Source organism: Streptomyces sp. NPDC026515 (assembly GCF_055567595.1).
In genome coordinates, this window is the sequence record NZ_JBVHQD010000016.1 from 74207 (window position 1) to 99974 (window position 25768).

28 protein-coding genes are annotated in these 25768 nt (G+C 71.4%); 16 read left to right on the forward strand and 12 right to left on the reverse strand.

The window, feature by feature from the left end; genetic code table 11:
• Nucleotides 1–54 precede the first annotated feature (54 nt).
• A complete protein-coding gene (locus ACZ4O3_RS30010) occupies nucleotides 55–837 on the reverse strand; it encodes a DUF4328 domain-containing protein (protein WP_467725203.1) in 783 nt (260 codons plus the stop codon).
• 76 nt (nucleotides 838–913) lie between these two features.
• Entirely contained in the window at nucleotides 914–2536 is a 1623-nt protein-coding gene (locus tag ACZ4O3_RS30015) for a beta-N-acetylhexosaminidase (RefSeq protein ID WP_467725324.1), read from the reverse strand.
• Between the two features lie 191 nt (nucleotides 2537–2727).
• Between ACZ4O3_RS30015 and ACZ4O3_RS30020 the strand changes: the two genes are divergently transcribed.
• From ACZ4O3_RS30020 to ACZ4O3_RS30040, 5 genes are all read left to right on the forward strand, one after another.
• On the forward strand, nucleotides 2728–3300 hold the full coding sequence (locus tag ACZ4O3_RS30020; protein WP_467725205.1) for a 2-oxo-4-hydroxy-4-carboxy-5-ureidoimidazoline decarboxylase: 573 nt from the start codon (nucleotides 2728–2730) through the stop codon (nucleotides 3298–3300).
• 187 nt (nucleotides 3301–3487) lie between these two features.
• Nucleotides 3488–3868, forward strand: a complete 381-nt coding sequence (sdhC, locus tag ACZ4O3_RS30025) for a succinate dehydrogenase, cytochrome b556 subunit (RefSeq protein WP_071659649.1) — start codon at nucleotides 3488–3490, stop codon at nucleotides 3866–3868.
• A gap of 5 nt (nucleotides 3869–3873) precedes the next feature.
• Nucleotides 3874–4356 (forward strand): succinate dehydrogenase hydrophobic membrane anchor subunit, encoded by a 483-nt coding sequence (locus ACZ4O3_RS30030; protein WP_362714425.1) that lies wholly within the window; start codon nucleotides 3874–3876, stop codon nucleotides 4354–4356.
• 19 nt (nucleotides 4357–4375) lie between these two features.
• Nucleotides 4376–6130, forward strand: coding sequence for a succinate dehydrogenase flavoprotein subunit (gene sdhA / locus ACZ4O3_RS30035; RefSeq protein ID WP_362714426.1), 1755 nt, complete (start codon nucleotides 4376–4378; stop codon nucleotides 6128–6130).
• A complete protein-coding gene (locus tag ACZ4O3_RS30040) occupies nucleotides 6130–6909 on the forward strand; it encodes a succinate dehydrogenase iron-sulfur subunit (RefSeq protein ID WP_362714428.1) in 780 nt (259 codons plus the stop codon). The genes sdhA and ACZ4O3_RS30040 overlap by 1 nt, the downstream gene beginning before the upstream one ends.
• A 61-nt stretch (nucleotides 6910–6970) precedes the next feature.
• On the opposite strand, the gene ACZ4O3_RS30045 is transcribed toward ACZ4O3_RS30040, so the two are convergent.
• Complete coding sequence (locus ACZ4O3_RS30045) at nucleotides 6971–7405, reverse strand: hypothetical protein (protein ID WP_467725206.1); 435 nt, start codon at nucleotides 7403–7405, stop codon at nucleotides 6971–6973.
• 133 nt (nucleotides 7406–7538) lie between these two features.
• Between ACZ4O3_RS30045 and ACZ4O3_RS30050 the strand changes: the two genes are divergently transcribed.
• The 6 genes from ACZ4O3_RS30050 to ACZ4O3_RS30075 all read left to right on the forward strand — a co-directional run bounded on the left by ACZ4O3_RS30050 (nucleotide 7539) and on the right by ACZ4O3_RS30075 (nucleotide 10250).
• Nucleotides 7539–7949 carry a VOC family protein gene (locus ACZ4O3_RS30050; RefSeq protein ID WP_362714432.1) on the forward strand — a complete coding sequence of 137 codons (411 nt, stop codon included), beginning with the start codon at nucleotides 7539–7541 and terminating at the stop codon, nucleotides 7947–7949.
• Between the two features lie 94 nt (nucleotides 7950–8043).
• On the forward strand, nucleotides 8044–8451 hold the full coding sequence (locus ACZ4O3_RS30055) for a hypothetical protein (RefSeq protein ID WP_362714433.1): 408 nt from the start codon (nucleotides 8044–8046) through the stop codon (nucleotides 8449–8451).
• Nucleotides 8448–8942, forward strand: coding sequence for a thiol-disulfide oxidoreductase DCC family protein (locus ACZ4O3_RS30060; RefSeq protein WP_362714435.1), 495 nt, complete (start codon nucleotides 8448–8450; stop codon nucleotides 8940–8942). Before ACZ4O3_RS30055 ends, ACZ4O3_RS30060 begins: the two co-directional genes overlap by 4 nt.
• 9 nt (nucleotides 8943–8951) lie before the next feature.
• The gene (locus ACZ4O3_RS30065) at nucleotides 8952–9692 is read left to right on the forward strand and encodes a TetR family transcriptional regulator (protein ID WP_384989312.1); all 741 of its coding nucleotides are present in this window, start codon (nucleotides 8952–8954) and stop codon (nucleotides 9690–9692) included.
• 89 nt (nucleotides 9693–9781) lie between these two features.
• Entirely contained in the window at nucleotides 9782–9907 is a 126-nt protein-coding gene (locus ACZ4O3_RS30070; RefSeq protein ID WP_467725207.1) for a hypothetical protein, read from the forward strand.
• Nucleotides 9908–9950: 43 nt separating this feature from the next.
• Entirely contained in the window at nucleotides 9951–10250 is a 300-nt protein-coding gene (locus ACZ4O3_RS30075; protein ID WP_467725209.1) for a hypothetical protein, read from the forward strand.
• Here ACZ4O3_RS30075 and ACZ4O3_RS30080 read toward each other — a convergent pair.
• Nucleotides 10243–12651 (reverse strand): MMPL family transporter, encoded by a 2409-nt coding sequence (locus ACZ4O3_RS30080; protein ID WP_467725326.1) that lies wholly within the window; start codon nucleotides 12649–12651, stop codon nucleotides 10243–10245. The two genes, ACZ4O3_RS30075 and ACZ4O3_RS30080, sit on opposite strands and share 8 nt — an antisense overlap.
• Before the next feature lie 176 nt (nucleotides 12652–12827).
• On the opposite strand from ACZ4O3_RS30080, the gene ACZ4O3_RS30085 reads away from it, so the two are divergent.
• Together ACZ4O3_RS30085 and ACZ4O3_RS30090 are read left to right on the forward strand one after the other, a co-directional pair.
• Nucleotides 12828–13517 carry a response regulator transcription factor gene (locus ACZ4O3_RS30085; RefSeq protein ID WP_362714439.1) on the forward strand — a complete coding sequence of 230 codons (690 nt, stop codon included), beginning with the start codon at nucleotides 12828–12830 and terminating at the stop codon, nucleotides 13515–13517.
• On the forward strand, nucleotides 13514–14950 hold the full coding sequence (locus tag ACZ4O3_RS30090) for a sensor histidine kinase (RefSeq protein WP_467725211.1): 1437 nt from the start codon (nucleotides 13514–13516) through the stop codon (nucleotides 14948–14950). The genes ACZ4O3_RS30085 and ACZ4O3_RS30090 overlap by 4 nt, the downstream gene beginning before the upstream one ends.
• Nucleotides 14951–15272: 322 nt before the next feature.
• On the opposite strand, the gene ACZ4O3_RS30095 is transcribed toward ACZ4O3_RS30090, so the two are convergent.
• The 3 genes from ACZ4O3_RS30095 to ACZ4O3_RS30105 form a co-directional block, all read right to left on the reverse strand.
• Nucleotides 15273–16814, reverse strand: coding sequence for an ABC transporter substrate-binding protein (locus ACZ4O3_RS30095; RefSeq protein WP_467725212.1), 1542 nt, complete (start codon nucleotides 16812–16814; stop codon nucleotides 15273–15275).
• 216 nt (nucleotides 16815–17030) lie between these two features.
• The gene (locus ACZ4O3_RS30100) at nucleotides 17031–18245 is read right to left on the reverse strand and encodes a metallophosphoesterase (protein WP_362714445.1); all 1215 of its coding nucleotides are present in this window, start codon (nucleotides 18243–18245) and stop codon (nucleotides 17031–17033) included.
• A 16-nt stretch (nucleotides 18246–18261) separates the two neighbouring features.
• Nucleotides 18262–18501, reverse strand: coding sequence for an SCO4848 family membrane protein (locus tag ACZ4O3_RS30105; protein ID WP_362714450.1), 240 nt, complete (start codon nucleotides 18499–18501; stop codon nucleotides 18262–18264).
• A gap of 91 nt (nucleotides 18502–18592) precedes the next feature.
• Here ACZ4O3_RS30105 and ACZ4O3_RS30110 point away from each other — a divergent pair, with 91 nt between their 5' ends.
• Entirely contained in the window at nucleotides 18593–19879 is a 1287-nt protein-coding gene (locus ACZ4O3_RS30110) for a D-alanyl-D-alanine carboxypeptidase family protein (protein ID WP_467725214.1), read from the forward strand.
• Here the strand turns inward: ACZ4O3_RS30110 and ACZ4O3_RS30115 are convergent.
• The 4 genes from ACZ4O3_RS30115 to ACZ4O3_RS30130 are packed head-to-tail and all read right to left on the reverse strand — an operon-like array spanning nucleotide 19827 to nucleotide 22688.
• Nucleotides 19827–20732 carry a YihY/virulence factor BrkB family protein gene (locus tag ACZ4O3_RS30115; RefSeq protein WP_467725215.1) on the reverse strand — a complete coding sequence of 302 codons (906 nt, stop codon included), beginning with the start codon at nucleotides 20730–20732 and terminating at the stop codon, nucleotides 19827–19829. The two genes, ACZ4O3_RS30110 and ACZ4O3_RS30115, sit on opposite strands and share 53 nt — an antisense overlap.
• Nucleotides 20720–21145: a GtrA family protein gene (locus ACZ4O3_RS30120; RefSeq protein WP_362714456.1), complete on the reverse strand. Its 426-nt coding sequence runs from the start codon at nucleotides 21143–21145 to the stop codon at nucleotides 20720–20722. The genes ACZ4O3_RS30115 and ACZ4O3_RS30120 overlap by 13 nt, the downstream gene beginning before the upstream one ends.
• The gene (locus tag ACZ4O3_RS30125; RefSeq protein ID WP_467725216.1) at nucleotides 21142–22167 is read right to left on the reverse strand and encodes a decaprenyl-phosphate phosphoribosyltransferase; all 1026 of its coding nucleotides are present in this window, start codon (nucleotides 22165–22167) and stop codon (nucleotides 21142–21144) included. Before ACZ4O3_RS30125 ends, ACZ4O3_RS30120 begins: the two co-directional genes overlap by 4 nt.
• Nucleotides 22164–22688, reverse strand: a complete 525-nt coding sequence (locus ACZ4O3_RS30130; protein WP_384989329.1) for a phosphatase PAP2 family protein — start codon at nucleotides 22686–22688, stop codon at nucleotides 22164–22166. The genes ACZ4O3_RS30125 and ACZ4O3_RS30130 overlap by 4 nt, the downstream gene beginning before the upstream one ends.
• A gap of 159 nt (nucleotides 22689–22847) precedes the next feature.
• Here ACZ4O3_RS30130 and ACZ4O3_RS30135 point away from each other — a divergent pair, with 159 nt between their 5' ends.
• Together ACZ4O3_RS30135 and ACZ4O3_RS30140 are read left to right on the forward strand one after the other, a co-directional pair.
• A complete protein-coding gene (locus tag ACZ4O3_RS30135; RefSeq protein ID WP_362721022.1) occupies nucleotides 22848–24248 on the forward strand; it encodes an FAD-binding oxidoreductase in 1401 nt (466 codons plus the stop codon).
• A gap of 15 nt (nucleotides 24249–24263) precedes the next feature.
• Nucleotides 24264–25019, forward strand: coding sequence for a decaprenylphospho-beta-D-erythro-pentofuranosid-2-ulose 2-reductase (locus ACZ4O3_RS30140; RefSeq protein ID WP_467725219.1), 756 nt, complete (start codon nucleotides 24264–24266; stop codon nucleotides 25017–25019).
• Between the two features lie 7 nt (nucleotides 25020–25026).
• Here the strand turns inward: ACZ4O3_RS30140 and ACZ4O3_RS30145 are convergent, their stop codons facing one another.
• A complete protein-coding gene (locus tag ACZ4O3_RS30145) occupies nucleotides 25027–25605 on the reverse strand; it encodes a 2'-5' RNA ligase family protein (protein WP_467725221.1) in 579 nt (192 codons plus the stop codon).
• Nucleotides 25606–25768 lie beyond the last annotated feature (163 nt).

A 25768-nucleotide genomic window follows, 5' to 3' on the forward strand; every position in this document is an offset into this window, starting at 1 on the left:
AGATCGAGCGGGCGGAGGAAAGGGTTTTCGGCCAACTGCGGTGACCCGCGGCGGTCAGAGCGCGGGCGGGACGGCGCCCGCCAGCGCCTTCTCGTGCTGCATCCGGGTCAGCCGCACCACGACGAGGACCGCGAGGACGGCCGCGGCGATGTCGAGGGCGTCCGAGACCAGCGCCGCCAGCGCGTCGTCACGGGCCTGGGCCGCGCCCCCGGTGTCGCCGGTGGTCACGGCACGGCCCGCGAACAGCGAGGCCAGCCAGAGCGTCCACCAGGCGTTGACCAGCGCATGCGAACGGTTGGTCCCCCACGGGCTGCTGGCGTCCCAGATGTCGAGGGTGATCCGGCGCGGGAACCACAGGTTCACGACCGGCACGAACCACCCGCCGATCGCCCAGCCCGGCGACTTGCGGTGCCCGGCCGGGCTGAAGACCTGGGCGTTGGCCCGCACCCGCTGGAACCAGCACAGGTACACCACCGCACAGCTGACCAGCGACACGGCCTGGGCGCCGGCGGCGAGCCCGGAGAGCGCGTCGGCACGGTCGGCCCGGCGGAACGCGGCGGCGCCGGTCTCCCCGTCGGCCAGGGCGCCCGTGGCGTCGTACTGCAGCAGGTCCGCCCAGACGGCGAACAGGTCGGCGGCGACGACCGCGCCGAGCAGCACGGCGGCGGCCCAGCCGAGGCCGACGGGCGAGCGCAGCCACGGCCCCGGCGCGCCGACGACCGGGGGGACGGGCTCGGGCGGGGCACCCAGGCACCGGTCGCACAGGGTGGCTCCGGGCGCGGCGGCGAAGTGGTGGCAGCGGGCGCAGATCAAGACGGGTCCCCCGGGGTAGGGCACGCGGCCCTCCCCTGGTCCGCGCGCGGAAGCGGAACATACGGCCCGTCACCGCCGTACGTCCACCTCTGGTCGCGTATCAGCCCAGGTTGGCGGCCAGCGCCTTGAAGTCCGTCCAGGACAGCGCGGGGGTGCCCGGGTCCCAGAGCTTCTGGATCGTGGCCCGCAGCGGCATCCGGATGCCGGCGGCCACCTGGTCCTGCGTCTGCGAGTCGGCGAGGTCGCACCAGACCGCGAAGGACCCGCCGAGGATCTGGGGGTCGTACCGCGTGGCCACGGCGGAGGTGCCGCGCAGCACGCGCGGGGTCCACTGCTGGTAGATCCGCTGCCCGGTCGGATAGACGAAGGTGTTGGGCTCCCCGAGGACGTAGTAGAGGAACTCGTCGTTGTAGTTGAGGACCTGCCGGCCCGCCCTCAGGTACTCCACCGGCTGCCGGGCGCCGATCTCCTTGCCGGTCCAGTAGGCGACCTGGAGATCCCCGGCGGGCTGCACGGAGGTCCCCCGGAAGAAGCCGTCGTTCCAGACCCGCAGGGTGCGGTCGTGGGCGCGGACGGTGTCGGCGCGGTCGTTGAGCCAGCCGGTGGTGAGGTCGGCGACGGTGCCCGAGTCGCCGTACGCCTGCTGGGCGGCGTCCGCCAGCTGCGGGTAGGAGGCCTGCGGATCGGCGACGGTGAGCGCCTGGTACTCGTCGCCGCCGAGGTTCCAGTAGGAGCCGGGGAACAGGTCGGCGTACTCGTCGAGCAGGTCGTCGACGATCTTCGCGGAGTCGTCCTGGGCGATGTCGACGGCGCCCCTGGTGGCGACGCCCTGCGCGTTGCGCAGCTGCAGATCCGGGTGGGCGGCGAGGACGGCGCCGAGGTGTCCGGGCGAGTCGATCTCGGGGACCACCTGGATGTGCCGGCCGGCGGCGAGGGCGACGATCTCCCTGACCTGTGCCTTGGTCAGATGGTCCCGGGAGACGATCTCGGGGTGGGTGTCGGACTCGATCCGGAACCCCTGGTCGTCGGAGAAGTGCAGTCCGAACTGGTTGAACTTCAGGTCGCCCAGTTCCTTTATCCGGCTCTCGATCCAGTCCGCCGTGAACGGCTTGCGCGCGATGTCCAGCATGAACCCGCGCTGCGGCTTGGCCGGCTGGTCCCTGACGACCCCCTCGGGTGCGGCGCCGCCGCCCCGCACCTCCTGCTTGAGCGTCCGGGTGCCGTAGAAGACCCCCGCGTCACCGGGCCCGCTGATCCGCACCGACCCGCCGCGCACGGTCATCGTGTACGACTCCGGGTCGCCCGTCCCGCCGAGGTCGAGCCGCAGATCACCCGGCCTGACGTCCTCGTCCGCCGCCTTCTTCCCGGCGTACGAGAGTCCCAGCTCACTCGCCGTCAGGCGCCCCTCGTCGGCCAGCGCCGCGTCGCTCACCACGACCCGCTCGCCCTTGCGGGGACGCCAGCCGGGTCCGCGGGCGGCGGTGTGGGAGCGCACGGCGGGAATGGTGCGCGGGGCCTGGGACAGGGGGTAGCTGCGGGTCGGCGTGGGAGTGGGGGTGCCGGCCCGGCCGGCGGACGAGCCGGCCGTCCCGGACGGCTGCCGGGCGGCCGATCCGGCCGGGGTCCCGCCGTCGCCCGAGGTGGCGGCCCACACGCCGATGCCGGTGCCGAGCGCGACGGTCGCCACGAAGGCCGCGGCGATCACCGCCCGTCTCCGCGACACCTGGCGTGCCGAGGGCCTGCGCTTGTGCTGGCTCACCGGTCCAACCTACGACGCGTCCACCGCTCAGGCGTCATCCAACCGCTCTGAAACTCTCCCCTTCGGGTGAAACTGAGGCAACCAACCGACACACCGTGAACGTCCTCGATAACGTCTACGACACATCCTTCCCAGCATCCCCTGCCACACCTCACGTGACACGAGGACCCACGCTGCCCGCCCACCGCCTGCCCCACCTCCCCACTCCGCTGGACGCCTTCAACGCCGCCCCGGACGAAGAGGTCGGCGCCCTGCTACTGCACTGCCTGTGCAGCCCGCGCTGGTCCCGGCGACTCGCCGACCACCGCCCCTACCCGGACGTCGCGTCCCTGCTGGCGGCGGCGGACGAGGCGGCCTACGACCTGGGCCGGGCGGACCTCACCGAGGCCCTGGCGGGCGAGTCGCTCCCCGAGCTGCCCGAGGACACCTACTCAGCGGCGCATACGGCCCTGACCGCGGCCCACGCGGCCTACGAGGCCAAGTTCGGACATGTGTTCGTGATCCACTTGGACGGCACCCCGCCCGAGGAGCGCCTGGACCGCGTACTCGAAGGCATCTACTCACGTTTGAAGAACGATCCGGAGGACGAGCGGGTGATGTCCGCGGAGCAACTGCGGCGCCTTGCGCACGGGCGTCTGAGGGACCTGCTCAGGGGCCCGGGGCCGTGCCCGTCGGCGGCTCCGCCACGAGGCACGAACAACCCCCACGGCGCCGCACCCGGCAGATGACCGCGCCCCCGCCCCGAACGCCGCCCGGCTAACCCATACGCGTGCCACTTTGATCACACCGGTAGGCCCGGCGTAAGCCCGGCGGCAGCGCATCGCTACGATGCTGGGGGCCGGTGGACCGTACCCGGCCGGGCCCGACCGACACCAAGCCGGCGCGGCCCCAATCCCCGCTCCCGGAGGGACTTCCGTGCCGGCTGGAACGCTGTACCGCGGCCGGGAAGGAATGTGGTCCTGGGTGGCTCACCGAGTCACCGGCGTCCTCATCTTCTTCTTCCTGTTCGTTCACGTGCTGGACACCGCTCTCGTCCGTGTCTCCCCCGAGGACTACGACAAGGTCGTAGCCACGTACAAGACGCCGATCGTCGCGCTGCTGGAGTACGGCCTCGTGGCCGCCATCCTCTTCCACGCGCTCAACGGCCTGCGCGTCATCGCCGTCGACTTCTGGTCGAAGGGCCCGCGCTACCAGAAGCAGATGCTCTGGACGGTCGTCGGTGTCTGGGTCGTCCTGATGGCCGGGGCCGTTTACCCCGTTCTCGGCCACGCCGCTCGTGTCCTGTTCGGGAGCTGACGCAGATGTCGACCACTGAATCCACCGCAGCCGGCGTCGGCCCCGTCGAGGGCGCCCCCCTCTTCAACGTCGACAACCCGGCTCCCCTCATCGAGGCCCCGCGCCTGCGCACCAAGAAGACCCCGCGCTCCACCCGCGGCAACTTCGAGATGGCCGCCTGGCTGTTCATGCGGCTGTCCGGCGTCGTGCTGGTCGTCCTGGTCCTCGGCCACCTGCTGATCCAGCTCGTGCTCGACGGCGGCGTGTCGAAGATCGGCTTCGCGTTCGTGGCCGGCCGCTGGGCGAGCCCCTTCTGGCAGGTCTGGGACCTGCTGATGCTGTGGCTCGCGATGCTGCACGGCGCCAACGGCCTGCGTACGGTCATCAACGACTACGCGGAGCGCGCGAACACCCGGCTGTGGCTGAAGGGCCTGCTCTACACCGCCACGGTGTTCACCATCCTGCTGGGCACGCTGGTGATCTTCACCTTCGACCCGAACATCCGCTAGGCACGGGGCTGCGAGAATCATGAAGATCCACAAGTACGACACCGTCATCGTCGGCGCCGGTGGCGCGGGCATGCGCGCGGCCATCGAGTCGACGAAGCGCAGCCGCACCGCGGTCCTGACCAAGCTCTACCCCACCCGCTCCCACACGGGCGCCGCGCAGGGCGGCATGGCCGCGGCGCTGGCCAACGTGGAGGAGGACAACTGGGAGTGGCACACCTTCGACACGATCAAGGGCGGTGACTACCTGGTCGACCAGGACGCCGCCGAGATCCTGGCGAAGGAGGCCATCGACGCCGTCCTCGACCTGGAGAAGATGGGCCTGCCGTTCAACCGGACGCCCAACGGGACGATCGACCAGCGCCGGTTCGGCGGGCACTCCCGCAACCACGGCGAGGCGCCGGTCCGCCGGTCCTGCTACGCGGCCGACCGCACCGGCCACATGATCCTCCAGACGCTGTACCAGAACTGCGTCAAGGAGGGCGTGGAGTTCTTCAACGAGTTCTACGTCCTGGACCAGCTGATCACCGAGGTCGACGGGGTCAAGAAGTCGGCCGGTGTCGTCGCCTACGAGCTGGCGACCGGCGAGATCCACGTCTTCCAGGCGAAGGCCGTCATCTACGCGTCCGGCGGCACCGGCAAGTTCTTCCGGGTCACCTCCAACGCGCACACGCTCACCGGTGACGGCCAGGCGGCCGTCTACCGCCGCGGCCTGCCGCTGGAGGACATGGAGTTCTTCCAGTTCCACCCGACCGGCATCTGGCGCATGGGCATCCTGCTGACGGAGGGCGCCCGTGGTGAGGGCGGCATCCTCCGCAACAAGGACGGCGAGCGCTTCATGGAGAAGTACGCGCCGGTCATGAAGGACCTGGCCTCCCGTGACGTCGTCTCCCGGTCCATCTACACGGAGATCCGGGAGGGCCGCGGCTGCGGTCCCGAGGGCGACCACGTCTACCTCGACCTCACCCACCTCCCGCCGGAGCAGCTGGACGCCAAGCTGCCGGACATCACCGAGTTCGCGCGCACCTACCTCGGTATCGAGCCGTACACGGACCCGATCCCGATCCAGCCCACCGCGCACTACGCGATGGGCGGCATCCCGACGAACGTCCAGGGCGAGGTCCTCAGCGACAACACGACGGTCGTCCCGGGCCTGTACGCGGCCGGCGAGGTCGCCTGCGTGTCGGTGCACGGTGCCAACCGGCTGGGCACGAACTCCCTGCTGGACATCAACGTGTTCGGCCGCCGGGCGGGCATCGCGGCCGCCGAGTACGCGCACACCGTGGACTTCGTCGACGTCCCGGAGAACCCGGCCGGGTTCGTCGTCTCGCAGATCGAGCAGTTGCGCACCTCGACGGGGAACGAGCGGGTCGCCACGCTCCGCCGGGAGCTGCAGGACACGATGGACGCCAACGTCATGGTGTTCCGCACCGAGCAGACGATCAAGACGGCCGTGGAGAAGATCGCGGAGCTGCGCGAGCGCTACCGGAACGTCTCGATCCAGGACAAGGGCAAGCGGTTCAACACCGACCTGCTGGAGGCCATCGAGCTCGGCAACCTGCTGGACCTGGCCGAGGTCATGGCGGTCTCCGCCCTGGCCCGCAAGGAGTCGCGCGGCGGTCACTACCGCGAGGACTACCCGAACCGCGACGACGTCAACTTCATGCGCCACACCATGGCGTACCGCGAGGTGGGCGACGACGGAGCCGAGTCCATCCGTCTCGATTACAAGCCGGTCGTCCAGACCCGCTACCAGCCGATGGAGCGTAAGTACTGATGGCAACCCCGACCCTGGAGAAGGCGGACGCGGCCGGCCAGCCCGAGCCCGGCTTCGCCGACTCCCCGTACATCACGGTCACCTTCCGGATCCGCCGCTTCAACCCCGAGGTCTCCGCGGACGCCGTCTGGGAGGACTTCCAGCTGGAGATCGACCCGAAGGAGCGCGTCCTCGACGGCCTCCACAAGATCAAGTGGGACGTCGACGGCACGCTGACCTTCCGCCGCTCCTGCGCGCACGGCATCTGCGGCTCGGACGCGATGCGGATCAACGGCAAGAACCGCCTCGCCTGCAAGACGCTGATCAAGGACATCAACCCCGACAAGCCGATCACGGTCGAGCCCATCAAGGGCCTGACGGTCCTGAAGGACCTGGTCGTCGACATGGAGCCGTTCTTCCAGGCGTACCGGGACGTGATGCCGTTCCTCGTCACCAACGACACCAACGAGCCGACGCGCGAGCGTCTGCAGTCCGCCGAGGACCGCGAGCGCTTCGACGACACCACGAAGTGCATCCTGTGCGCCGCGTGCACGTCGTCCTGCCCGGTCTTCTGGAACGACGGCCAGTACTTCGGCCCGGCGGCGATCGTCAACGCGCACCGCTTCATCTTCGACTCGCGTGACGAGGCGGGCGAGCAGCGCCTGGAGATCCTGAACGACCGCGACGGCGTGTGGCGCTGCCGCACGACCTTCAACTGCACGGACGCCTGCCCGCGCGGCATCGAGGTCACCAAGGCGATCCAGGAGGTGAAGCGAGCGCTGATCACGCGCCGCTTCTGACCTTCACGACGCCGTCCCAGGGCCCTGTCTCCCCTTCCCGGGGAGCGGGGCCCTGCGGTGTTCAGGCGGGCCTGTGCCACTCCCTGGCACCGGCGGCGCGCATCAGGGCCAGGGCCTCATCCGGCGCCCCGGAGACCAGCGGGTGGACGAGTTCGACGTAGTGGATCTGGCCGGTGAGCGATCTGCGCAACTGCCTCAGGCTACGGGCGCCGAAGCAGACGCCGCTCCGGCCGTCCGCGACGCCCGCCGCGCGGGCCAGTCCCGCGATGCCGACCTTGCACACGGTCGACGCGGTCTCCCGGCAGGCGTGGATCTCGATGTCGCCCTGCCACAGGCCGAGCACCACCGTGTAGGTCACTCCGGAGCCGGTGTAGCTGGCCACCGCGAGGTGCCGGTCCGGCTCACCCGCGCCCGGCCCGTCCAGTCCCAGCCGCTGCGCGGCACCGGCGAAGGCGTTCCGCACCTCGCCGTAGAAGGTCTCGGTCCCCGGAGTCATGTCCGCCCCCTCGAGCAGCCGTCGCGCCGACGGCCGCCCAGCGTAGCGAGACGGCGGGCGCTGCCTGAGCCCATTGAGTGACCCCGCGGTCAGCCCGCTCAGCAAGTGACATCCGCGCACCTAATCTGATCGCATGTCAGATGACGAGTCGTACGAACTGCTCGGGTTCGACAACGTCCTGCTCCCCGTCGGGGATCTCGCGGATGCCGTCGGCTTCTACGAACGGGCCGGGTTCACGATCGGGTTCCGGTTCGACGAGGGCGGGATCGCCCTGCTGAAGGTCGGGGGCGAGACGCCCGGGATCCTGCTGCGGGCCGAGGCGGGGCTGGGGCAGCGGACGCCGGTGTGGGCCGCGCCGCGGCTGTGGCTGGAGGTGCCGGACGCCCGGGCGGCCGCGCGGCGGCTGGCCGAGGCCGGGATCACCGTGCTCGACGCCCCGTTCTCCGTCGCCACCGGCTGGACCGTCGAGATCGCCGACCCCTGGGGGAACGTCCTCGGGTTCACCGACTACAGCAAGCGGCCGGAGTTGGCCCGGCGGGCGTGAACGGGGTCACCCCGCAACCGAGTTGAACACGTTCAAAACTGGGTCTACAGTCATCCCTGTCAGCGTTTTGAACGCGTTCAAGAAGGGGTGGGGCATGGACCGCACGGTCATCGCCTACGTCATCTACCTGCTGGTCAGCATCGGTCTGACGGTCTGGGTGGCCCGCACGCTCAGCCGCAACGGACGGATCTTCCTCTCTGACGTGCTGAGCGGCAACGACCAGCTCGCCGACGCCGTCAACCACCTGCTGGTGGTCGGCTTCTACCTGGTCAACCTCGGCTTCGTCGCGCTGTACCTGCACACCAGCGACACCATCGACGACACCCGGGGCGTCTTCGAGGCGCTGTCGGCCAAGCTCGGCGTCGTCCTGCTGGTGCTCGGCGTGATGCACCTCGGCAACGTGTACGTCCTCAACCGGATACGGCGGCGCGGGGCCATGGAGAAGGAACAGCTCCCGCCCGTCCCGCCGCAGGGCTGGACCGCGCCGGCGGCCGGGGCGTGAGCACCGTGCCGGCCGCCGAGGACCGGGGCGCCGCGCGCGTCCCGGTCCGCGGGCTCACCGTTCTCTACGACGCCGAGTGCACCCTCTGCACCCACCTGCGGGACTGGCTCGGGCGTCAGTCGCAGCTGGTGCCGCTCACCCTGGTCCCGGCCGCGTCGGAGGAGGCCCGCGCCCGCTTCCCCGGACTCGACCACTCCACCACCCTCGACGAGGTCACCGTCGTCGGCGACTCCGGGCAGGTCTACCGGTCCGCCGCCGCATGGATCGTCGTCCTGTGGGCACTGCGGGAGCACCGGCCGCTGGCCCACAGGCTGAGCACGCCGGCCGGAGCCCGGCTGGCCCGGGGCGCGGTACTCGCCGCCGCCCGGTGGCGGGGCGCCCAGTGGGGCGGCAAGGTCTACCGGCGCGAGGACGGATGGACGTACGACCCCGGGCTCGGGTGGATCTACAACCCTCCGGGCTGTGCGGGCGACACCTGCGCCACTCGTTAGGCTCTGTCCGTGTCCGCGAAGAACGACGGTCCTGCCGAGGCCGATACGCCGAGCAAGTCCGAGCAGACCCGCGCGCTGATCCTGGAGACGGCGATGCGGCTGTTCCGGGAGCGCGGCTACGAGAAGACCACGATGCGGGCCATCGCCACGGAGGCCGGGGTCTCCGTAGGCAACGCGTACTACTACTTCGCCGGCAAGGAACACCTGATCCAGGGCTTCTACGACCAGCTCGCCGCCGAGCACCGGGTGGCGGTCCGCGAGGTCCTGGACCGGGAGACCGACCTGGAGGCGCGGCTCGCGGGCGTCCTGAAGGTGTGGCTGGACATCGCCCTGCCGTACCACGAGTTCGCGGTCCACTTCTTCAAGAACGCCGCCGATCCCGACAGCCCGCTCAGCCCGTTCTCCCCGGAGAGCGAGCACGCCCGCGCGGAGGCGATCAGCGTGCACCGGGAGGTGCTGGCCGGCGCGAAGACCAAGGTCGCACCCGAACTCCGGGACGTCCTGCCCGAGTTGATGTGGCTCTCGCAGATGGGCCTGGTGCTGTACTGGATCTTCGACCGGACCGAGGGCCGGGAACGCAGCTACCGGCTCGCCGAGCGGGGGGCGCGGCTGACCGCGCGGGGCGTCTCCCTCGCGCGGTTCCGGGTGCTGCGGCCGCTCGTGCTGGAGGTGCACGAGCTGTTCACGGACTTCCTGCCGGGGATGACGCGGGTCCTGCCGGACCCGGCGGTCAAGGCGAAGACCGGGTGATCACTTCCGGGTGAAACGGTTCGAAGGGGACAGCGAGGGCCCGGCTGCCTGCGATGATTTCCTCGACACCAGCTCCTGGGAGGCACGCGATGTCCGCCGCGGCCATCGAGCACCCCTTCGACGACGGGCCGTTCTCTCTCACGGCCGTCGCCGACGAGATCATGGAGCGCCGTCCGGGCTGCCGCGTCGAGATCGTCGGGGCCACCTCCTCGTGACCCATCACCGGATGTGCCGCACGCTCGTGCCCTGACCAGGCTCATGGTCCCTTTCATCGCCGCAGGGCCGGCCGAGGGCGAACCCGACGTCATGCAGGGCGTCGGCCTCCGGCTCCCCGCTGGGGCCGGGGATTACGCCACCTGCGGCCTGTCGATCGTGGATGCCGACATCGACGACCACCACGTCCGGAACAACGCCTGCAACCCGGCCACCGGGGAGAAGTACGGGCACCACCGCCCGTACTCTCCCGGCGAGACCGTCACGCGCCCCGGACCGATCGGCGCCGAGGTCACCCTCGACGTGGATCAGATCCTCAAGGCCGCGCAGAAGAAAGCTAGTTGACCGCGTCCACCTCGTCCCCGGTCAGCTCCACGTCGTACACCAGCGGCCCCTCCGCCACCACCACGTGCCGGGCGCGTGAGCCGTACGACGCCGACGTCACCGCCAGCAGGTAGGAACCCGGCGCCGGGACCGACACGATGTAGGAGCCGTCCGCCAGGGACGTCACACGGTCCAGTTGGCGGCCGCCCTTGGACATCAGGGTCACCGACGCGTCCTCCACCGGGTCGCCGTCCGCCGCACGGACGAAGCCGTGGATCGCCGTGGCCGGGCCGGTCGGCTCCGCGGGCTCCGGGGCGGCCTCCTCCGACGGCTCCACCGCGAGGTGCGGCAGCCGCTTCTCCAACCAGGCCGGCAGCCACCAGTTGGAGTCGCCGAGCAGGTGCATCGCCGCCGGGACCAGCGCCGTACGCAGGATGAACGCGTCGAGCGCCACCGCCGCCGCCAGACCAACGCCCGCCATCGCCGCGCCCGAGTCGCCGCTCAGGACGAAGGCCAGGAAGACACAGACCATGATCAGGGCCGCGCTGTTGATGACCCGGCTGGTCTCCGCCAGGCCGACCCGGACCGCCCGCGCGTTGTCCCTCGTGTGCACCCACTCCTCGTGCATCCGGCTCACCAGGAACACCTGGTAGTCCATCGAGAGGCCGAAGAGGAGGGACAGCATGATGACGGGGAGGAACGCGTTGATCGGGCCCTCCTTGCCGAGACCCAGCAGGTCCAGCCCCCAGCCCCACTGGAAGACCGCGACCAGGACGCCGAAGGAGGCGGCCGCCGCGATCAGGTTCATCAGCGCCGCCGTCAGCGGCACCACCAGGGAGCGGAAGGCGACCAGGAGAAGCAGGAAGCCCAGGCCGATGATCGTCGCGATGAAGAGCGGCAGACGGTCGCCGGTGACGGAGGCGAAGTCCTTGGATACCGCCGTCACGCCGCCCACGTGGGCCTCGGTGCCCGCCTTCGGGATCACCTGGTCGCGAAGGGTGTCGATGAGGTCGTCGGTCTCCTTGGACTGGGGCGAGGTGGTCGGGACCACCTGGATGACGGTGACGCCCTGCGCGGGTGGCAGCGCGGCGACCCGGGCGACTCCGGAGGTCGCCTCGATGCCCTGGACCAGCTTCGCCGTGTCACCGCCCGCGCTGACCACCTGGAGCGGACCGTTGAAGCCGGGGCCGAAGCCCTCGGCGAGCAGGTCGTAGGCCTTCCTGGTGGTCGTGGACGCGTCGTCGTTGCCCTGGTCGGTGGCGCCGAGGCGCAGGGAGAGGACCGGGACGGCGAGGACCGCCATGACGACCACGGCAAGCACGGCGACGCGCCGCGGGCGCTTCTCGACGTTCACCGACCAGCGGGCCGCCAGGCCGCTCGCCTTCTCCGGTTCGGGACCCTCCACGGCCAGCCGGCGGCGCTGCCGGCGGCTGAGGACGCGGGGGCCGAGGAAGCCGAGCAGGGCGGGCAGCAGGGTGGTGGCGGCCAGGACGCTGAGCACCACCGTCAGCGAGGTGCCGATGACCACGCCGTCCAGGAAGCGGAGCCTGGTGACCAGCATGCCGGCCAGCGCGATGCAGACCGTGCCGCCCGCGAACAGGACCGCCCGGCCGGAGGTGTTGAGGGCGGTGACCGCCGACTCCTCCGGGTCCATGCCGCGCAGGATGCCCCGGCGGTGCCGGGTGACGATGAACAGGGCGTAGTCGATGCCGACGCCGAGGCCGATCAGGGAGGCGAGCAGCGGCGCGATGTCCGGGATGTTCGTGGTGTGGCTGAGCAACTGGGTGGAGAACAGCCCCATGCCCACGCCGAAGACGGCGATCGCGATCGGGAGGGTCATCGCGAAGAACGAACCGAACGCCAGAAAGAGGACGACGGCCGCCGCGATGATGCCGACCATCTCGGAGAGGCCCTGCGGGGGCTCCTGGACACGCTGGATGGCCTGGCCGCCCAACTCGACCTGGAGACCGCCGCGTTCCGCGTCCTGGGCGGTGTCGACGACCTTCTGGACGACGTCCTTGGGGATCTCGTTCGCCCGCTGGACGAAGGTGATCTGCGCATACGCGATCTTGCCGTCCTGGCTGATCTGCGCGGCCCCCCGGGCGCCTTCGTAGGGGCCGGCGACCGCCCCGACGCCCTTCAGTTTCGCGATCGAGTCCAGGGCCGGCTGGACGCGGCTCCGGACGGCCTGGTCCCTGACCGAGCCGTCGGTGACCTTCCAGACCACGGTGTCCGTGTCACCGGAGGTGTTCGGGAAGGCCTTCTGCATCAGGTCGTACGCGGTCTTTGAGTCCGTGTCGGGGAGGGAGAAGACGTTCGCGTAGTCCGTGCCCGCCGTCGAGGCCGAGAAGCCCACGCCGAACAGTGCCCCCACCCACAGCAACAGGACCACCAGCCGGTGCCGATAGCACCACCGTGCCAATGCCGTCACGCTCAACAGCTCCTTGAATCAGGTTCGTCCGGTTCGGTTGGTCCCCCAGGTCCTGGGCAACAGGATTGGCGGCGGGAGGCCCGCCGGGACACGGAGCGCGCATGACTCTCAAGGAACTCCAAAGCTGCGCGCCCCCCGCTGTCGGCCCTCGAGCCGATACTGGGGGCATGACAGCTCCAGGCAGCACCGTGCTGATCGTGGAGGACGAACCGAGCATCGCGGACGTCCTCGCCATCGCCCTGCGCTATCACCGGTTCGAGGTGATGACGGCCGGGACGGTCCGGGACGCCCTCGCGCTGGCCGACCGCACCCGCCCCGACGCGGCGCTGCTGGACGTGATGCTGCCGGACGGGGACGGCCGCGCCCTGGGCCGCGAACTGCGCGCCCGCCGGCCGGACCTGGCCCTGGTCTTCCTGACCGCGCGGGACGCTCCGGCGGAGATAGTCGGCGCGCTCGGCTACGGCGACGACTACATCACCAAGCCGTTCAACATCGACGAGGTCGTCGCCCGGATCGGGGCGGTGCTGCGCCGCACCCGTCCGGCCGACGTCATCCAGCAGCGCCCGCCGCTGCGCTACGGCGACCTGGAACTGGACGAGACGACGTACTCGGTGCACCGGGCCGGCCACACGGTCGAGCTGACCCCGACCGAGTACGCCTTGCTTCGCTTCCTGGTGCGCAACGGCGGCCGGATCGTCCCCAAGGAGCAACTGCTCCGGCACGTCTGGCAGTACGAGCACGCGCCGTCCGACTCGACCGTCGTGGAGACCTACATCAGCTATCTGCGGCGCAAGCTGGACGCCCTGGGTGCGCCGGTGATCACCACCCGGCGGGGCGTCGGATACGGCCTGGCATGAACGTCGGGAAGCGGCGCCGGCACCGGCACGGCATGCACTCGCTGCGCGGCAAGCTGACCCTCGCCAACGTCGGCCTGCTCGCCGTCGGCATCGTGGCCGCGACCACGGTCAGCATCATGGGCATGCGGCTCTACCTGCTCGACCAGGTCGACTCCTCGCTGCTCAAGATGCGTACCTCGCTGGGGAGTTCGGGTCTCACCCTGCGGCAGGTCGACTCGCTGGGCACGCTCGGCGTCATCCGCGACCGGGTGGTCCCTGCCGAGTCCGACCCGGCACCGGGTTCGATCTTCGCCGTGGTCGACGCCAGGGGCAGCGCGGTCTCGGTCTTCGACATGACGCCGACCGAGGCCCAGCGCGGGCTGGCGGCCGCCGTGAGCGACCCGCGTGCCCTCGCCGCCGCCCCCGACCCGGGCGATGTCACCGTGCACGGCGCGATGTACCGGGTGACGGCGACCCGGCTCGCCGACGGTCCCTACATCCTGCTGGCCAACTCGACCGAGCTGCTGCACGAGGGCATAGCCAAGGCGCTCCGGCTCGACTTCGCCGTCGGCGCGCTGCTGCTGGCACTGCTGGCCTGTCTGACCATGTTCAGCTCGCGGCGCTGTCTGCTGCCGCTGGAGGACATGGTGGAGACGTCGTCGGCGATCGCCGAGGGCGACCTGACCCGGCGGGTGCCCTCCAGCCAGCATCCGACGGAGGAGGTCGAGCAACTGCGCCTCGCCCTCAACTCCATGCTGCACCAGGTGGAGACGGCGTACCGGACGCGCGAGCGCAGCGCGGCCCAGCTGCGCCGGTTCGTCGCCGACGCGTCGCACGAGCTGCGGACACCGCTCGCCGCCATCCGCGGCTATCTCCAGCTGTACGACAAGGGAATGCTGCGCGAGCCCGGGGAGCGGCGGCGGGCCTGGGACCGGATGCACGGCGAGGTGGACCGGATGGGGCGGCTCGTCGACGAACTGCTGCTGCTGGCACGGCTCGACCAGCGGCCCGAGATCCGGCTCCGGAACGTCGACGTGAGCCGGCTGGTGCGGGACGCGGCGGAGGACCTGCGGGCCCAGCAGCCCGCGCGACGGGTCGCGGTGAGCGCCGAGGGGGCGGTGCTGGTGCGGGCCGACGAGTCGGGTCTGCGGCAGGTGCTGGGGAACCTGGTGGCCAACGTCCGTACCCACACACCGGTCGAGGCGGCGGTACGGCTGGAGGTGGAGCGGTCGGACGGGGTGGTGCGGGTGTGCATCGCCGACGAAGGGCCGGGGCTGACGGAGGAGGACGCGGCACGGATCTTCGACCGGTTCTTCCGGGTGGGGAGCGCGGAGGGCAGCGGGCTCGGGATGGCGATCGTGCAGGGGGTGGTGGACGCGCACGGAGGCGAGGTGGCGGTGAGCACCTCGCCCGGCGAGGGTCTGGCGGTGACGGTGACGCTGAAGTGCGGGTGAGATGCGGGGGCCGGGGCCGGGCCGGCCCAGGAGAGGTCGGCCAGTACCGGCGTCCACACCGTCCTGCCGTGGGTTCCCCTGCTCCGGACGCCCCACGCCGCCGCGACCGTCTCCACCACGCGCCGGCCCCCTGCCCGCCTCGTCGTGCGCCGGCGGACGGCTCGTGCCTCCAGCAGCGGTCCGTGTCCTGCCACGCCGGTGGCCGGCCCGGAGACGAGGAGCACGGACGCCGGATGCCGGTGCGGCCGGAAGGAGTTGCGTCTCCGCCCCTCGCCCCGCGCCCGCCTCCGTCACACGGTGCCGCGCCGGGTGTCCGCCCTCGTCAGATCCAGTCCAGACTCCACAGCCGGAACAGGCCCGTGCTGTCCGTGAGGTACTGGGTGCCGCCGACGTCCTCGCTGCTGACGACGTAGTCCGTACGCTGCCAGAGCGGGATCAGCGGCACGTCGTCCGCCACGTCCGTCTGGATGCTGCGGAAGTCCGCGTCGGCGCGGCCCCGGTCGGCGAACCGCTGGCTGTCCTTGATGAGCCGGTCGACCTCGTGGCTGCTGTAGCCGGTGCTCATCGTCGAGTCGCTGCCGACCAGGGAGGCGCCGAAGGTGTCCGGGTCGGGGTAGTCGGCGACCCAGCCGACCGCCCAGGCGTCCATCTTGCCCGTGGCCCACGACTTCTGGAAGGCGGTCCACTCGTACCCCTTGACGTCGACCTTGAACAGGCCGCTCGCCTCCAGCTGCTTCTTCAGCGCGGCGGCCTCCTCGGCGCCCGCGCCGTGGCCGATGCCGTAGCCGAAGGTGAACTCGACCGGGGTGCTGACGCCGGCCTCCTCCAGCAGCGCCTTCGCCTTGGCGACGCTCTGCGTGGGGTACTGGTCGAAGAAGGACGTGGTGTGACCGGTGAGGCCGGTCGGGATCAGCGAGTACAGCGGCTCCACCGTCCCGTCGTACACGGTGGCGGCCAGGTCCTCGCGGTTGACCAGCCAGGCCAGCGCGCGGCGGACCAGGACGTCGTGCAGGGCGGAGCCCTTGCGCGTGTTGAAGTACAGGTTGCGGGTCTCGGCGCTGTCGGACTCCGAGACGCGCTGGTCGGGGTCGCTCGGCGAGAGCTTGGAGACCATGGCCGGCGGCAGCGTGCGGGTGGCGACGTCGATCTCCTTCGCCTGGTACGCGCTGCTGAGCTTGGCCGAGTCGGGGTAGTAGTCCAGCTTGACGGGACGTCCGGTGCCGTCGAGGCCGCCCTTGTAGCCGCTGTTGGGCTGCAGGTCCGCCTGCTTGCCCTGCGCGTACGACGTCAGGCGGTACGGGCCGGTGCCGTCCAGCGAGTTGCCGGTGCGCAGTCGGTTCGCCGGGTACTTGTCCTTGTCGACGATCGAACCGGCACCGGTCGCCACCTTGAACGGGAACGTCGCGTCCGCGTACGCGAGGTGGAAGGTCACGGTGTTGCCGGAGGCGGTGACCGAGGAGAGCGTCGAGAACAGCGAGGCCGGACCGGTGTCGGAGTTGATCTTCTTGACCCGGTCGAAGGAGAACTTCACGTCCTCCGCGGTCATCGCCCGGCCGCTCGGGAAGGTGATCCCGTCGCGGAGGACGCAGCGGTACGTCTGCAGACCGGTGTCCGTGAACCTGCAGCTCTGGGCCGCGTCCGGGACCGGCTGCACACCGCCCGGCTCGAAGGTGAGCAAGGACTGGAAGACGTTGTTGAACAGCGCCCAGGAGCCGGCGTCGTAGGCGCCTGCCGGGTCGAGTGAGGTGACGGCGTCGGTCGTGCCGACGATGATCGTCTTGTTCTTGTTGTCCTGCGACGGCAGCAGCTGCCAGCCGCCTATCCCCACGATCGCCAGGACGAGAAGCGTCACGAGAATCCGCATGCGAACAGATCGCACGGTTGGTGCCCTCCCCAGGACCCGCACGGGCCCGTTCCAGGCCCTGCCCAGGCCCTCCACAAGCGTCACTCCCCTAAGTGACGCGGCTCACCTAACCACAGGTGTTTCATGTGGGGGAAGAGTGATCTGACTAGATGACGAAGAACTTACCGAGCACCTGTTTCCGCCGGATTTCACAGCTCCTCCACAGGCACGCGGCGTTCATGCCTGCTTCGACGCCAGTTCGACGACCGTGATGTCGGAGGGCGCCCGGACGCGCGTGGGCGGCCCCCAGGCACCGGCACCCCGGGAGACGTACAGCTGGGTGTCGCCGTAGCGGTCGAGGCCGGCGACGGTCGGGTTGACCTCGGTCGCGATGAGGTTGCCGGGCCAGAGCTGGCCGCCGTGGGTGTGGCCGGAGAGCTGGAGGTCGACGTGATGCCGCACGGCCTCGTGGATCTGCACGGGCTGGTGGGCGAGGAGCACACAGGCCCGGGCCGGGTCGCGACCGCCGAGGGCCCGGTCGAAGTCCGGCCCCTGACCGGCGCTTTCACCGGCGATGTCGTTCACCCCGGCGAGGTCGAAACGGTCCAGTTCGGTGCGGGCGTTCTCCAGCGGGCGCAGGCCCAGCCGGCGCACCTCCTCGACCCACTGGGCGGCGCCGGAGAAGTACTCGTGGTTGCCGGTGACGAAGTAGGCGCCGTGCCGCGCCGACAGCCGGGTGAGGGGGGCCGCGGCGGGGCCCAGATCCTTCACGCTGCCGTCGACGAGGTCCCCGACGACCGCGATCAGGTCGGGCTGGGTGGCGTTGATCGTGTCCACCACCCGCTGCGCGAAACCGCGGCCGAGGATCGGACCGAGGTGGATGTCGCTCACCACGGCGATGCGGTAACCGTGGGCGGCTCGGGGGAGTTTGGCGAGGGGGACTGTGACGCGTCTCACCCGGGGGCCGCGGAGCACTCCGTAGGTTCCGTAGCCGACGGTCGCGGCGGCGGCGGTCGCCGCCGCGCCGCCCACTATGCGCGAGACGACGAGGCGACGGGTGGGACCAAGGGCTTCCGGAGTGGTTCCGGCAGGTTGTGACGGTTGCCCCTCGGGGCGCTCCGGCTCGGGGCGCCCGAGACCGAACCGGTCCAGAAGACGGCTGACCAGAGGCCGGAGCGCTTCCCCCGCCACCACCGCCAGCAGCAGGTACAGGGACAGGGCCATCCACAGGAATCCCGGCCAGGCCAGGGTCCGCCGGAGGACGAACGGGGCGTGGCCGACCTCGGCGAACAGGGCCGCGAGCATCAGGACCGGGCCGACGACGAAGACGACCGTGGCGATCTCCCGGGGCCGGCCCCAGGCCGTCGTCGTGTCCCTCACCAGGCGGCGCCACAGGTACCCGTACAGTGCCGCCACCAGGGCCAGGGCGAGGAGCGCGAAGACGATGACCACCCTGCCGTGCCTCTTTCTATGACGTTCGGCGCAGTGCGCGCACCCCGCGCAACCCGATGCCCCCGATGGCCGTCCCCAATACGAAGGACACGACGGCCAGCGTCAGATGGACCCAGAAGTACGCGGTAGGACGGCCGTCGTCGAAGGCAAGCCCGCTGCCGTCCTTGACCAAGTTCTTGACGAAAGTGATCCAGATGAACCAAGACCACACTCCGAACGCGAGCAGGAACCAGGACACCGGGCGGCTGAGCTTCATGCGTTCAGTATCGCCGTCGGCTGTCCGGTTCCGTGTCCGGGGTGGGGTCGGTGGCGGGACTTCGCCGTCCGTGCCGGGTACGTTCTCGTCCGTGTCCGCACCGAAGTCCCCTGTCGGCCGCCATCTGCTGGTCGCCTCCGCCGCCCTGCTGTCCCTGCCGTTCACCGCGCCGGCCGCGCTCGCCGCGCCCACGCCCTCGACCAGTCCGTCGGCCACGCCCCCGGCGCACATGTCGTCGGTCGGGGGCGCCCGGCTGGGACAGCCCGGCACCCAGGTCGATCTGGCCGCCGGGGTGCCGGTGCTGCCGAAGGACATCACGGCCCGTTCCTGGATCGTCTCGGACGCCGAGTCCGGCGAGGTGCTCGCCGCGCACAACGCGCACTGGCGGCTGCCCCCGGCCAGCACCCTGAAGATGCTGTTCGCGGACACCGTGCTGCCGCGGTTCCCGAAGTCGACCCCGCACAAGGTGGTGCCGGCCGACCTCGCGGGCATGGGCGCCGGTTCCAGCCTGGTGGGGATAAAGGAGGGCCAGACCTACACGGTCCACGACCTCTGGCTGGGCGTCTTCCTGCGCTCCGGCAACGACGCCGTGCACGTGCTGTCCGCCATGAACGGCGGTGTCGAGCAGACCGTCAGGGACATGCAGTCGCACGCCGACGACCTGCAGGCCCTGGACACCCACGTGGTCAGCCCGGACGGGTACGACGCGGCCGGGCAGGTGTCGTCGGCGTACGACCTGTCGCTGTTCGCCCGCTCCGGGCTGCAGAAGAAGGACTTCCGGGAGTACTGCTCGACCGTGCGGGCCGCGTTCCCTGGCGAGACGACGGAGAACGCCAAGGGCAGGTCGACGCGTGAGTCCTTCGAGATCCAGAACACCAACCGGCTGCTGAGCGGCGACACGGACGTGCCGGTCTACCAGGGCATCGCGGGTGTGAAGAACGGCAACACCACCAACGCGGGCGCCACCTTCACCGGGGTCGCGGAGCGGGGCGGCAGGGTGCTGCTGGTCACCGTCATGAACCCGGAGAAGAAGGAACACAACGAGGTCTACAAGGAGACCGCCCAGCTGTTCGACTGGGGCTTCCAGGCGGCCGGCAAGGTGACTCCGGTGGGCGAGCTCGTCCCGCCGAAGGGAGCGGTGGACGCCGGTACGCGGCCGGGGGCGGACGCCTCGTCCTCCCCGTCCGGATCCGCGGCCGGTTCCGGGAAGGACTCCGGGGCGAAGCCGGTGGCCGCCGCCTCCGCCGACGGCTCCGGCGGGATCGGGGTGGCGCTGGGCATCGCGGGTGGCGCGCTGGTGCTGCTCGTGGGCACCGCGTACCTGGTCAACCGCCGTTGGCCGCTGCCGGATCTGGTGCGTCGGCGGCCTCGTCCGTGACCTCGGTCTCGCTCTGGGTCGCCGTCCAGGCGGCACAGAACAGGACGAGTTTCGAGGTGAAGTTGATCCACAGCAGCAGGGCGACCGGCACGCCGAACGCGCCGTACATGCTCTTCGTGGCGACGCCCTGGATGTAGCCGCTGAGCAGCAACTTGAGGAGTTCGAAGCCGACCGCGCCGGTCAGCGCCGCGACCAGCAGGCGGCGGCGCGGCGGTTCGACCCCGGGCAGCAGGGTGAGAACGTAGAGCAGCACCAGGAAGTCGGCGACCACCGCGACGACGAACGCGATGATCCGCAGCAGCAGACTGCCCCAGCTGTGCCGGTCGATGCCGATCTGCCCCGCCGTCCAGCCGACGGCCGCCGAGGCGATCGTGGACACCGCGAAGGTGACCAGCAGCGCGCCGCCGAGACCGATCAGGATGCCGGCGTCCTTGGCCTTGGCGACGATCGGGTTCTGGTCCTTGTCGGGCAGTTCCCACACCGTGCGCAGGCAGTCCCGCATCTGGCCGACCCAGCCGATGCCCGTGAACAGCAGAAGGACACCGGCGATGAGGCCGACGGTGCCGGCGTTCTGCACCAGCGAGTTGATGTCCAGCTGGTCGGAGATCCCCGGGATCTGGTCGGCGATCTTGTCCTCGAGCGTGTGCTGCCGCGACTGGCTCAGGGTGGCGGCGGCGACCGCGGCGGCCACGGTCAGCAGCGGGAAGAGCGAGATGAAGCTGATGAAGGTCATGGCGGCGGCCAGCCGGGCCCACTTCACCCGGTCGAGCCGCTCGTACGACCGCCACGCGTGCGTGTGCATCAGCCACCCGACGAGCGGGCCGACGACGGGAAGCCTTCTCAGCCAGTCCATGATCCGACTCTGCCCTCCGCCCGGAACACCCATGTACGGGTACCCCAGAAGCGCAGAACTGTGGCGAGCCCCATACCGACCACCGCGCCGGAGACGGTGTCGGCACGCTGCGAGGTGAGCCCGAGGCCGTAGTGGCTGACGGTGAGGCAGAGCAGCTGGACCAGGGCGCCGGCGAGGTTGACGGCGACGAAGACGAGGTAGGGGCGCAGGCCCGGCGGGCGCGCGTTGCGGTAGGTGCCGCGGGCGTTGCCGAGGTAGGCGACCGTGCAGCCCGCCAGGAAGGACAGGGACTTGGCGGTGAGCGGGTCGAGGGCGGCCGGGCCGCGCAGCCAGCTGAAGAGGGTGAGGTCGGCGGTGTAGGCGAGCAGGCCGACCGCGGCGAAGCCGATCAGCTCCCGCTGGTGCGCGGTCACCAGTGGGCCACCGCGAGGCCGTACATCGCGAGCCAGGCCAGGCCGATCAGGGCGAGGGCGCGGTCGCGCAGGACGACGTCCTCGGGTTCGCCGGCGGTGCCCCGGTCGGCGAAGACGGCGTAGCGCAGGATCGCCAGGATGAAGGCGACCATGGACAGCTGGCGCCAGGGCAGCAGGCCCGCGGCGGCGGTGCGGTGGCCCTCCAGGGCCCACAGGCAGTAGGCGAGGACGGCGACCCCGGCGGCGAGCTGCCAGACGAAGCGGAGGTAGCCGGTGGTGTACTCGGTGAGCAGTGCGCGCGTGGCGCCCGCCTTGCCGCCCAGGTGCACGGCCTCCGAGTAGCGCTTGGCCGACACCATGAAGAGCGCGCCGAAGCCGGTGGTGATCAGGAACCAGCGGGACAGCGGGATGCCGAGCGCGACCCCGCCGATCACCGCCCGCATCAGGAACCCGGTGGCGACGACGACCAGGTCGACCACCAGGACGTGCTTGAGGGCGACGCAGTAGGCGAGTTGCATGCCCAGGTAGGCGATCAGCAGCACCGGCACCAGGGGTGGGGTCAGCCGGACCGCGAGCAGAGGCCCCAGGACGGCCAGGACACCGCCCGCCGCGTAGGCGACGGGGACCGGGACCCGGCCCGCGGCGACCGGGCGGCGGCACTTGGTGGGGTGGGCGCGGTCGGCGTCCGCGTCCCGGGCGTCGTTGATCAGGTAGACGGCGGCGGCGCAGGCGGTGAAGAGGACGAAGGTGAGGGCGAGGGTGAGAAGCGCGGACACGGAGAAGAGCCGGCCGGCGGCAGCCGGGGCGGCGATGACGAGGGTGTTCTTGACCCACTGCTTGGGACGGGTGGTCTTCAGCAGCCCGGTGAGCAGGCCGCCGGGGGTGACACGCGCGCGTGCCGGTCCGTGCGCCCTGGCCGGGTGGCCGCGCTGCTCATGCAGATTCGTGTCCGCGACGCCGTCGGCGGTCGCTCTGCCGGCGCCGGGCGTCGTTTCGGTGGCGGCGTGCGCGGTCTCGGTCATCCGCGCCTCCCCGCGTACGAGGCACCCGGCACTCCCCCGCGCATCCATCCCGCCCCGGCGCGCGCCGTGAGCGCCCCGAGGGCCGCGCCGGCGGCGACGTCCGAGGGGTAGTGCACCCCGGCCACGAGCCGGGACAGGCACATCGCGGCCGCCAGCGGCGCGATGGCGGGCACGCCGAGCGCCCCGAAGGCGACGGCGGCCGCCACCGCGGAGGTGGCGTGCGAGCTGGGGAAGGAGTGCCGGCCCGCGGTGCGTACCCGGGGCCGGACATGAGCGGGGCGCGCACGGCGCACGAGCCGTTTGACGCCGATGCTGCCGAGGTGCGCGCCCGCGACCAGCGCCGTGCCGCGCAACCAGGCCTCGCGGCGCGCGCCGTCCACGGCGGCCCCGGCGAGGCCCGCCGCGAGCCAGAGCGCGCCGTGCTCACCGGCCAGGGAGAGACCGCGCGCGGCCGACGCGACGCGTGGATCGGCACCGCAGGCGTGCAGTGCGGAGAGGATCCGGTGGTCCATGTCGTCCATTGGACTCACTGTTCACCTTGACCCCGCAAAAGCTACGACCGTATTGAGCGACATTCGGATAATCACCCGTTTCGGGGAGTCAGGTGATCTTCCGTAACCAACCGTCAATAGCGCCCATAACACCCATACGGCAGCGATACGGTCATTCCCATGCCTGGAATGCCTGGAGGGGCCGCAGGTCCCGCCGAGTCCGCTCCTTCCACACCCCCCGGAACCGCCGTCCCCGTCACCGGCTGGGGCCGCACCGCCCCCACCGTCGCCCGCCTGATCCGTCCCCGGACCTACCAGGAGGCGGCGGACGCGATCCGGGACTGCGGGGTTCGCGGCGGCATCGCGCGGGGTCTGGGGCGCGCGTACGGGGACGCGGCGCAGAACGCCGGCGGCGCCGTGCTCGACATGACCGGCCTCGACCGCATCCACGCCATCGACGCCGACGGAGGCACCCTCCTGTGCGACGCGGGGGTCTCCCTGCACCGCCTGACGGAGGTCCTGCTGCCGCTCGGCTGGTTCGTCCCGGTGACCCCCGGGACCCGCCAGGTGACGGTGGGCGGCGCGATCGGCGCCGACATCCACGGCAAGAACCACCATGTCTCGGGATCCTTCTCCCGTCACGTGCTGTCCTTCGAACTCCTCACCGCGGACGGCCAGGTCCGCACGGTGAGCCGCGGCACCCCGCTGTTCGACGCGACGGCCGGCGGCATGGGTCTGACCGGAGTGATCCTCACGGCGACCGTCCGCCTCCTCCCGGTCGAGACGTCGTACCTGACGGTCGACACCGAACGCGCCACCGACCTCGACGACCTGATGCACCGCCTGACCACCACGGACCACCGCTACCGCTACTCGGTCGCCTGGATCGACCTGCTGGCGCGCGGGGCGGCCACCGGGCGCGCGGTGCTCACGCGGGGCGACCACGCACCCCTGGAGGCGCTCGGTGAGGGCACACGCGCCGGGCGTGCACCACTCGCCTTCCGCCCCCGTCAGCTTCCGGCCGCCCCCGCCTTCGTCCCCGACGGCCTCCTGGGCCGCACCACCGTCGGTCTCTTCAACGAACTCTGGTACCGCAAGGCGCCACGCGCGCGTACCGGCCAGCTCCAGCGCATCTCGGCGTTCTTCCACCCCCTGGACGGCGTCCCGCACTGGAACCGCGTCTACGGCCGCCGCGGCTTCGTGCAGTACCAGTTCGTCGTCGGATACGGCCAGGAGGACGCCCTGCGCCGGATCGTGGCCCGTATCTCCGAGCGCCGCTGCCCGTCCTTCCTGGCCGTCCTGAAGCGCTTCGGCGACGCCGACCCCGGCTGGCTCTCCTTCCCCGTGCCCGGCTGGACTCTCGCGCTCGACATCCCCGCCGCCCTGACCGGCCTCGGGGCGTTCCTCGACGAACTGGACGAGGAGGTCGCGGCCGCCGGCGGCCGCGTCTACCTCGCCAAGGACGCACGGCTGCGCCCCGACCTGCTCGCCGCGATGTATCCGCGGCTCGCCGACTTCCGCGCGCTGCGCGCGGAGTTGGACCCGCGCGGGGTGTTCGTCTCCGACCTGTCCCGCCGTCTCGGCCTCTAGGAGCTGATCGCTGTCATGAAGGACGCCTTCGGAATGCCCCAGTCCCTGCTCGTGCTCGGCGGGACGTCCGAGATCGCGCTGGCCACCGCGCGCCGGCTGGTCGCCCGGCGCACCCGTGCCGTCTGGCTGGCCGGCCGCCCCTCCCCCGCCCTCGACCAGGCCGCTGAGCAGCTGCGCACCCTCGGCGCCGACGTCCGCACCGTCCCTTTCGACGCGCTCGACCCCGAGTCCCACGACGCCGCCCTCGGCAAGGTCTTCGCCGAGGGCGACATCGACATGGTGCTGCTCGCCTTCGGCGTCCTGGGCGACCAGGCGACCGACGAGCGGGAACCGGTGCAGGCCGTGCGGGTCGCGCAGACCAACTACACGGGCGCCGTCTCGGCCGGCCTGGTCTGTGCGCGGGAGCTGCAGACGCAGGGTCACGGCTCCCTGGTGGTGCTGTCGTCGGTCGCCGGGGAGCGGGCGAGGCGCTCCAACTTCATCTACGGTTCCAGCAAGGCGGGCCTGGACGCGTTCGCCCAGGGCCTGGGCGACGCGCTGCACGGGACCGGCGTCCACGTGATGGTGGTACGGCCGGGGTTCGTGCGGTCGCGGATGACGGCGGGGCTGGCGGAAGCGCCCCTGGCCACGACCCCGGAGGCGGTGGCGACGGCGATCGAGACGGGGCTGCGCAGGCGCTCGGAGGTGGTGTGGGTGCCGGGGGCGCTGCGGGTGGTGATGTCGGCGCTGCGGCACGCGCCGCGGTCGGTGTTCCGGCGCCTGCCGATCTGAGCCGGGGCTACCGGCTGGCGATGGTGCCCCGCTCCGCGTGTCCGGCCTGGGGCGGCACCACGGAGCCGCCGAAGGCGTACTCGTGCAGCTTGCGCCACACACCGTCGCGGCCCTGCTCGTACAGGGCGAACCCGGTGCACGGCCACGCGGCCTCGTACTCCGCGAGCTCGGCGAAGGCCCGGTCCATCGCGGCCTCGTCGATCCCGTGCGCGACGGTCACGTGCGGGTGGTACGGGAACTGCAGCTCGCGGTCGAGCGGGCCGGACGCGTCCCGGACCCGTTGCTGGAGCCATGCGCACTCGTCCGCGCCCTGCACGACCCGGACGTACACCACCGGCGACAGCGGCCGGAAGGTGCCCGTGCCGCACAGCCGCATCGGGAAGGGCCGGCCGGCCGCGGCGACCTCGCTCAGGTGGGCTTGCACGGCGGCCATTGACCCGTCGGGGATCTCCGTGGGCGGCAGCAGCGTGACGTGCGTGGGGATGCCGTGCGCCGCGGCGTCGCCGAAGCCCGCGCGCCGCTCCTGGAGCAGGCTGCCATGAGGCTCCGGGACCGCGATCGACACGCCGATCGTTACGGTCCCCACGTCATCTCCTGTCGGTCGTGGTGGCCGGGCATGTGTCGGGTTCGTACCCGGCCGCCCGGCTATCGACTGTACGACCACGGCCGCCTTCCGGGCAGCCGTGGCCGAAGTGATGTGCAGCGCTCCCGTGCGCTCCCCGGAGCGCCCCGAGCGCCCCCGGCGCCCC